We start from the raw sequence: 6,565 nt of genomic DNA, 5'->3' as shown, positions 1-6,565 counted from the left end.
AAAACACTTGATGAGAAAATGGGAGGGTTACAAGCATCTGATTTGATTATCCTTGCGGGGCGCCCTGCTATGGGGAAGACCTCTCTGGCTACCAATATTGCTTTTAATATTGCCAATGCTTGCAAGCGTCATGATAACAGCCAAGCCAATGAAGGGGGTATTGTTGGTTTCTTTTCACTTGAGATGTCAACTGAACAGCTTGCAACTCGTATTATCTCAGAGCAAATAAAGGTTTCTTCTTCTGATATGCGCCGTGGTAATATCTCAGAAGAGCAATTTGCAAAAATTATTCACGCAATGCGTTCCTTACAAACAATCCCTCTTTATATTGATCAAACGGGTGGGGTGTCTATTGCACAATTGTCCGCTCGTGCAAGGCGTCTTAAACGACAACATGGTCTAGATGTCTTGATTATCGATTATATCCAACTCATGACAAGCGGTTCAAAGCGTTCATTAGAAAATCGCGTTCAAGAAATTACAGCCATTACCACTGGATTAAAAGCACTTGCAAAAGAACTCAATATTCCCATTATCGCTCTCTCTCAACTTTCGCGTCAAGTTGAAAACCGAACCGATAAACGTCCACAACTCTCCGACTTACGTGAATCTGGTTCAATCGAGCAAGATGCCGACATTGTGTTGTTCGTCTATCGCGAAGAATATTATCTCAAAAATGAAGAACCCAAAGAAGGCACTGCTGAGTATAGCAAATGGCAAGAGGCAATGGAACAAGCCAAGGGTAAAGCCGAGGTTATTATAGCAAAACAACGCCATGGTCCGACAGGAATCGTTCCCCTTGCCTTTCAATCCGATTTTACACGCTTTAGTGATTTAGAACATAATGTAACACTTTAAATAATTGTTATTAGCTAACTGAAAATATTGTAAAAACACATAAAACATGTTATGATCTTTACATCATTTAATGGAACTTACAAACATGCTTAATAAAGTGATTTTAATTGGTCATTTAGGTGCCAATCCAGAAAGCAAAACTATGCCTTCTGGTGGTGAGGTGGTCAATTTTCGAATGGCAACGTCTGAGAGCTATATAGACAAGTCAACCAATAAGAAAGTAGACAAAACTGAATGGCATTCCATTGTGGTGTTTAATCCACATTTGGCAAAAGTAGCACTTCAGTATCTCAGTAAAGGTTCAAAGGTTTACGTAGAAGGAAAATTACAGACACGTAAATGGCAAGATAAAAACGGTGTTGATCGCTATGTAACAGAAGTCATATTGCCTCAGTACAAAGGCGAGTTAAAGCTTTTAGATGGCAAAAATGATGATAATCAAGATCAGTCATCTGCTTATGACAGAAGCATTTACAGACCTCTTGATACACCCCATACCGTTATGAATGACCGTGTTCCTTTTTAATAGAGGGTATTTAAATGTCTGATAAGCCGCCGCTCCATACCTTTAGTGCAATCTGTAAATCTAAACCAGTTTATAACTATACTATTACAGAGCAAGAGATAAAATCATTACAACATAATAATAAGATTGAGACATTCTGTAATATATCAGCAGGCTTTCTAACTGTAATGATGGTCATTATCTTCGTGTGGATGATGGGTGATGATGATGATTGGAAAAAATTAGCAGCCTTTGGTATATCAGTAGTGTTACTGTTATTTGTAGTGATTTTGGGTGGAGAGACACGGTCAAACTCAGAGGAAATTTGGGAAAACGTTAAACAGGTGTCTGAGGTTATCTGTGAAAAAAAATAAAAAAAGGGGACGCCCTAAAATAAAAGGGCAGGTAAGAGAACCAAACGGACGTATATCACGTGCAAAAGCACCGCGTGAAGCCGTTGATAAATTGGCAATAGAAATGCGTGCAAAGCGCTTCGGTTTAACGCTACAAGAGGCAAAAAATCCACTCTCTGGTACCTATATCGGGCGGCTTTGCTTGCAAGGCGTGCTTACACAAGAGCAATATGATGCCGCGCAACAATATCTACAGATAAGGAATAATTACCTTTGCGCAAAAGGCTTGCCTAATGCAATTTATGACGAAATGCCATCATCTTCTGATGATAAAGCAAGAGACAAGTGGGTAGCATTCGCAACAGAACAGTTTATAAACACACAAGAGGCAATAAAAGAAGCCCAATGCCTCTATAGACAATATAACCTTTATGCAGCGTTACAGTACCTCGTCATAGAAGATCAAATGCTACCACATCTTGTGAATTCACTGCGCGTTGCTCTTAATGCTCTTCAGAAGTACTTTGATCGTTAGGTTTACTGGCAATCAGATTCTAATCTTCTTCATATTTTTCTTCTGAAAAAAATATTGTATATCTTAAATAGTTAATTGTATTTTTTGCCTCCTTAATTTCATCTTTTAGTTTTTCAATTTTAGCTTCTGAATCATAAATTTCATCTTTTAGTTTTTCAATTTCAGCTTCTGAAGCAGAAATTACATCTTTTAACCTCCCAATTTGATATTCTGAATCATTTTTTAACGTCCTAAGTTCATTCTTTTCTTGTAAAAGACTATATTCGTAACAAGCAATAGCAATAATTGCTATTATAAAAGCAGTCCATAAGCTAATGATATCAAAATACCAAACTAGTAATATTACTAAAAACATCTTTTTTCTTTATTTAGGAGAAAATTTCACATCGGATTTATATTGATTCTACAATTGCATCAATATGCATCGTTTTCTTATTGACAAATTGTAGCAAATCGTATTTAATAATCCTACTGTACTTGGTCGTACTGTATCTAGACGAGAGGCAGTGCAGTTTGGAATCCCCGCAAATGCGGGGTTTTTTATTATCTGGAGGGGTATTTTATGACATCAGAAAATACAGAGCAGGCTCCAAAACCCATTAAAAAGCGTATACCCCCCAAGGCAGGTCAAGGGCGTGTCAAAGGCGTTCCGAATAAGATGACGCGCATTTTAAAAGAAGCAGTGGTTAAGGCTGCTGAGAATGCTGGGAATAAAATTGGCAATGATGGTTTGATCTCCTATTTGGAAAAGCAGGCTATGGAATGTCCAGCGGCTTATTTAGCGTTGCTTGGTAAGGTGTTGCCTTTACAGGTGACAGGTGAAGATGGGGGAGCCATTAAGGTGATAACGCGTGTAGAAATCGCGCCTTTAGTGAATGACGACACGACAGATTAATATTGTTCCAAAGCTTATACCGATTTTTACAGATAAGGCTTTGGTGCGTGCGGCTTGGGGTGGACGCGGTTCAGGCAAAACAAGATCATTTGCCTTGATGGCTGCTTTAAAAGGCTATCAATTTGGTATGCAAGGGATATCGGGCACTATTCTTTGTGCACGGCAGTTTCAAAATTCTTTGGCAGAAAGTTCATTGGAGGAGATTAAGCGCGCCATTGAAGCGCATGACTTTTTAAAGGACTATTACAAGGTTGGGGAGTCGTCGATTAAGTCGATAGATGGTCGTATAGCCTTTCAGTTTTCTGGTCTTGACCGCAATATAGCCAGTATCAAGTCTATGGGGCGTATTTTGCTTTGTTGGGTTGATGAGGCAGAGCCCGTTACAGAGACAGCTTGGCAGACGCTTATACCGACTTTGCGAGAAGAAGGAAAAGATTGGAATGCAGAATTATGGGTGACATGGAACCCGTTGCGAGAGAATGCCCCCGTTGAGAAGCGGTTTCGCTTTTCAGACAATGAGGCAATCAAGCGTGTGGAGATTAACTGGTCAGACAATCCGAAGTTTCCCAAGATCTTGAATGAAGCGCGGCTTGATGATCTGAGAAACCGCCCAGAGACCTATAAGCATATCTGGGAAGGGGCTTATCTTACAGCGGTTCAAGGCGCTTATTATCAAAAGGAAATGTTGGCAGCCGAGCAAGAGGGGCGGATAGGGCGTGTTGCTCGTGATCCTTTAATGCAAATACGAGCCTTTTGGGATATTGGGGGCACGGGTGCTAAGGCAGATGCCACGGCGATATGGATAGCGCAATTTGTTGGACGAGAGATCAGAGTGCTTGATTATTACGAAGCACAGGGGCAGCCTTTATCGGAGCATATCGGTTGGTTGCGTCAAAACGGTTATGAGAAGGCATTGATGGTTTTGCCTCATGACGGTGCGACCAGAGACCGTGTGCACAATGTGAGTTTTGAGAGTGCTTTAAATGATGCGGGTTTTGAAACGCAAGTTGTTCCCAATCAGGGAGCAGGGGCGGTTAAGATGCGTATAGAGGCGGTGCGGCGTATTTTACCTTCAGTTTGGTTCAATGAAGAGACGACCGTAGCAGGGCGCAAAGCACTGAACTGGTATCACGAGAAATGGGATGAGAAGCGCAATATTGGCTTGGGAGCAGAGCATGATTGGTCCAGTCATGGAGCAGATGCCTTTGGATTGATGTGCGTGGCTTATGAAGAACCTCCGACGATACAAAGGCGACCAGCTTATAGCGGCAGAACGGAATATGAGAGTACCTCATGGATGGCAGAATGATGTATGATGAAGAGCATTTAGATAAAGAAAGTAACGCATCAGATCTGTCGACAGAAGGCTTATTTCGCAAGCTTGTCAGCTGGTACAAAGAAGATGTTGAGCATGTGAACAAATGGCGCGAACATGCAAGAGAGGATTTTCGATTTTACAATGGTGATCAGTGGAATGAGGCTGATTTAGCGGCGTTAAAAGAGCAACGCCGCCCCGTTATGACCTTTAATCGTATTGCTCCGCTTGTGAATGCTGTTGTGGGGTCAGAGAGAAATAACAAGCGCGAAGTGCAATTCATTCCCCGTCAAGTAGGCAAGGCATTGCCAAGTGAATTGCTTACCGGTGCGGCAGAATGGTTTCGGGACATGGCGCATGCAGAATATGCTGATAGTGATGCTTTCCAAGATGCGGTTATTTGTGGCATGGGCTGGACTGATACCCGCCTTGATTATGAAAACAGTCTTGATGGTGAACCGGTAATTACGCGTTTAGACCCACTGAAAATGGTCTGGGATAGTGCGGCAGTGCAACCGAATTTAACCGATGCACAACGCATGTGGTATGTAGACCGCAAGCCCTTGGAAGTAGCCAAGCAGATGTTTCCAAAATCTCATTGGACAGAGCTGAGTGCGGATTGGGTGCGTGATGGGGTTGCTTATGAGGGCATTCATCATAATGATCTTGAAGCTTATAATGATGAGAAGGGCATTGATGTTGAAAACGGTCGACGGATGATCACACTTGTTGAATGCCGTTGGTTTGAAAGCGAGCGATATTACAAGGCGCCCGATTTAAGCACTGGAGAATTTCGTGATTATAGCGAGGAAGAATTTAAACAGCTTCAATGTATGATGCCTAATATTCAAGGGGCGGCTTTTAATAAAAAGGTTGTAAGACGTGCTTTTTTAGGGAGAAAATTGCTTGAATCGCCCGATCAACCCATGGTTCCAGCTGGTCAATTGGGTTGGGAGTGTATAACGGGGTATTTTGACAAGATAGAACGGCAATTTTATGGGGTTGTGCGTCCTACAAAAGATCCTCAACGGTGGGCGAATAAGTATTTCAGTCAAGTTATGTATATCCTCAATAGCCAATCCAAAGGCGGGATAATGGCAGAGAGTGGTGCATTTAAGGATGAGAGAGAAGCAGCAAAAAGTTTAAGCCGGTCAGACAGTATTACATGGGTTAAACCTAACGCATTGGCACAAGGTAAAATACAACCAAAGCCTGTAGCACAGTTTCCACAAGGCTTTTTCCAGCTGTTTAATGAAGCTAAGGAGGCAATTAATCAAGTGACTGGTTTATCGCCCGAATTCATTGGTACAAGGGAAGTGACACAAGCGGGTATTTTGGAGGCACAACGACGCCAATCCAGTTTAAATCTGCTTGCTTGTCTGTTTGATGGTTTACGTTTGTACCGCAAGCGGCAAGGTAAAATTATTTTGCACTTGATACAGAATTACTTGTCCGATGGGCGTTTGGTACGGATATCTGGTGAGGAGAATGCGCAATATATTCCATTGACGCGTGAAGAAGTAACGAGTGTCGAGTATGACATTGTTGTTGATGATGCGCCAACCAGCCCGAATGAGAAAGAGCGCACCTTCGGTATCATCACACAACTGCTTCCATTGCTTCAAAATGCGATTACGCCGGATATTATGCTTGATCTACTTCGTTATTCTCCATTGCCGGCGTCATTGCTTAATCGCGTCAGTGAGAAGTTCCAACAGCAACAAATGGCACAACAACAGCAGATGGACCCCGAGCAGGAAATGAAGTTGCAGGAAAAGCAACAAGACTTAGAGACGAAAGCACAGATGCATCAGATGGATTTGCAACAAAAGCAGATTGATCTGTTTGTGCATCAAGAGAGAGCAAAAACAGACGCGGAACTGATGAAGCAACGCTATGAGATTGAACGGCAGAAGCTTCTCAATACTCAGGCACACAATCAGATCATGCGAGAGCGAATAGCATTACACAGAGGTATGCATAGTTGAGAGAGGTGAAAGAATGAATGCAGAAATGAATGAAGGTAGGAATGAAGATTACAGAGTTGGAGCACCGGTCTTTGATGATGAGAGCTCTTTTGATGCTGGCACTTATGATGGTGAAA

General features: G+C 42.1%; 8 protein-coding genes. 7 read left to right on the top strand and 1 reads right to left on the bottom strand.

The features are described 5' to 3' along the window. From ACFIQC_RS09045 to ACFIQC_RS09030, 4 genes are all read left to right on the top strand, one after another. A partial coding sequence (locus tag ACFIQC_RS09045) for a DnaB-like helicase C-terminal domain-containing protein (protein WP_375707077.1) occupies nt 1-858 on the top strand: 858 nt, incomplete at its 5' end. Nucleotides 859-943: 85 nt separating this feature from the next. Beyond that, nucleotides 944-1,384 (top strand): single-stranded DNA-binding protein, encoded by a 441-nt coding sequence (gene ssb / locus ACFIQC_RS09040; protein ID WP_375707076.1) that lies wholly within the window; start codon nt 944-946, stop codon nt 1,382-1,384. A gap of 14 nt (nt 1,385-1,398) precedes the next feature. Then, a complete protein-coding gene (locus ACFIQC_RS09035) occupies nt 1,399-1,737 on the top strand; it encodes a hypothetical protein (RefSeq protein ID WP_026500631.1) in 339 nt (112 codons plus the stop codon). Next, nucleotides 1,724-2,251 (top strand): hypothetical protein, encoded by a 528-nt coding sequence (locus tag ACFIQC_RS09030; RefSeq protein ID WP_375707075.1) that lies wholly within the window; start codon nt 1,724-1,726, stop codon nt 2,249-2,251. The genes ACFIQC_RS09035 and ACFIQC_RS09030 overlap by 14 nt, the downstream gene beginning before the upstream one ends. Before the next feature lie 19 nt (nt 2,252-2,270). Here the strand turns inward: ACFIQC_RS09030 and ACFIQC_RS09025 are convergent, their stop codons facing one another. Beyond that, nucleotides 2,271-2,606, bottom strand: a complete 336-nt coding sequence (locus tag ACFIQC_RS09025; RefSeq protein WP_375707074.1) for a coiled-coil domain-containing protein — start codon at nt 2,604-2,606, stop codon at nt 2,271-2,273. 207 nt (nt 2,607-2,813) lie between these two features. Here ACFIQC_RS09025 and ACFIQC_RS09020 point away from each other — a divergent pair, with 207 nt between their 5' ends. Genes ACFIQC_RS09020 through ACFIQC_RS09010 form a run of 3 tightly spaced genes read left to right on the top strand, consistent with a single transcriptional unit; the run spans nt 2,814 to nt 6,449 of the window. Beyond that, nucleotides 2,814-3,146 (top strand): hypothetical protein, encoded by a 333-nt coding sequence (locus tag ACFIQC_RS09020; protein ID WP_375707073.1) that lies wholly within the window; start codon nt 2,814-2,816, stop codon nt 3,144-3,146. Continuing rightward, nucleotides 3,127-4,455: a PBSX family phage terminase large subunit gene (locus ACFIQC_RS09015; RefSeq protein WP_375707072.1), complete on the top strand. Its 1,329-nt coding sequence runs from the start codon at nt 3,127-3,129 to the stop codon at nt 4,453-4,455. The genes ACFIQC_RS09020 and ACFIQC_RS09015 overlap by 20 nt, the downstream gene beginning before the upstream one ends. Next, entirely contained in the window at nt 4,440-6,449 is a 2,010-nt protein-coding gene (locus ACFIQC_RS09010; RefSeq protein WP_375707071.1) for a portal protein, read from the top strand. Before ACFIQC_RS09015 ends, ACFIQC_RS09010 begins: the two co-directional genes overlap by 16 nt. Nucleotides 6,450-6,565: the final 116 nt, after the last annotated feature.

The organism is Bartonella sp. AA126HLJHH (assembly GCF_042197425.1).
Taxonomy (GTDB): Bacteria; Pseudomonadota; Alphaproteobacteria; order Rhizobiales; family Rhizobiaceae; genus Bartonella.
This window is presented reverse-complemented; position numbering and strand designations above follow the sequence as displayed.

Coding starts and splice junctions, on each gene's coding strand:
- ssb (WP_375707076.1), top strand. CDS start 944: ATGCTTAATAAAGTGATTTTAATTGGTCATTTAGGTGCCAATCCAGAA.
- ACFIQC_RS09035 (WP_026500631.1), top strand. CDS start 1,399: ATGTCTGATAAGCCGCCGCTCCATACCTTTAGTGCAATCTGTAAATCT.
- ACFIQC_RS09025 (WP_375707074.1), bottom strand. CDS start 2,606: ATGTTTTTAGTAATATTACTAGTTTGGTATTTTGATATCATTAGCTTA.
- ACFIQC_RS09020 (WP_375707073.1), top strand. CDS start 2,814: ATGACATCAGAAAATACAGAGCAGGCTCCAAAACCCATTAAAAAGCGT.
- ACFIQC_RS09015 (WP_375707072.1), top strand. CDS start 3,127: ATGACGACACGACAGATTAATATTGTTCCAAAGCTTATACCGATTTTT.
- ACFIQC_RS09010 (WP_375707071.1), top strand. CDS start 4,440: ATGGATGGCAGAATGATGTATGATGAAGAGCATTTAGATAAAGAAAGT.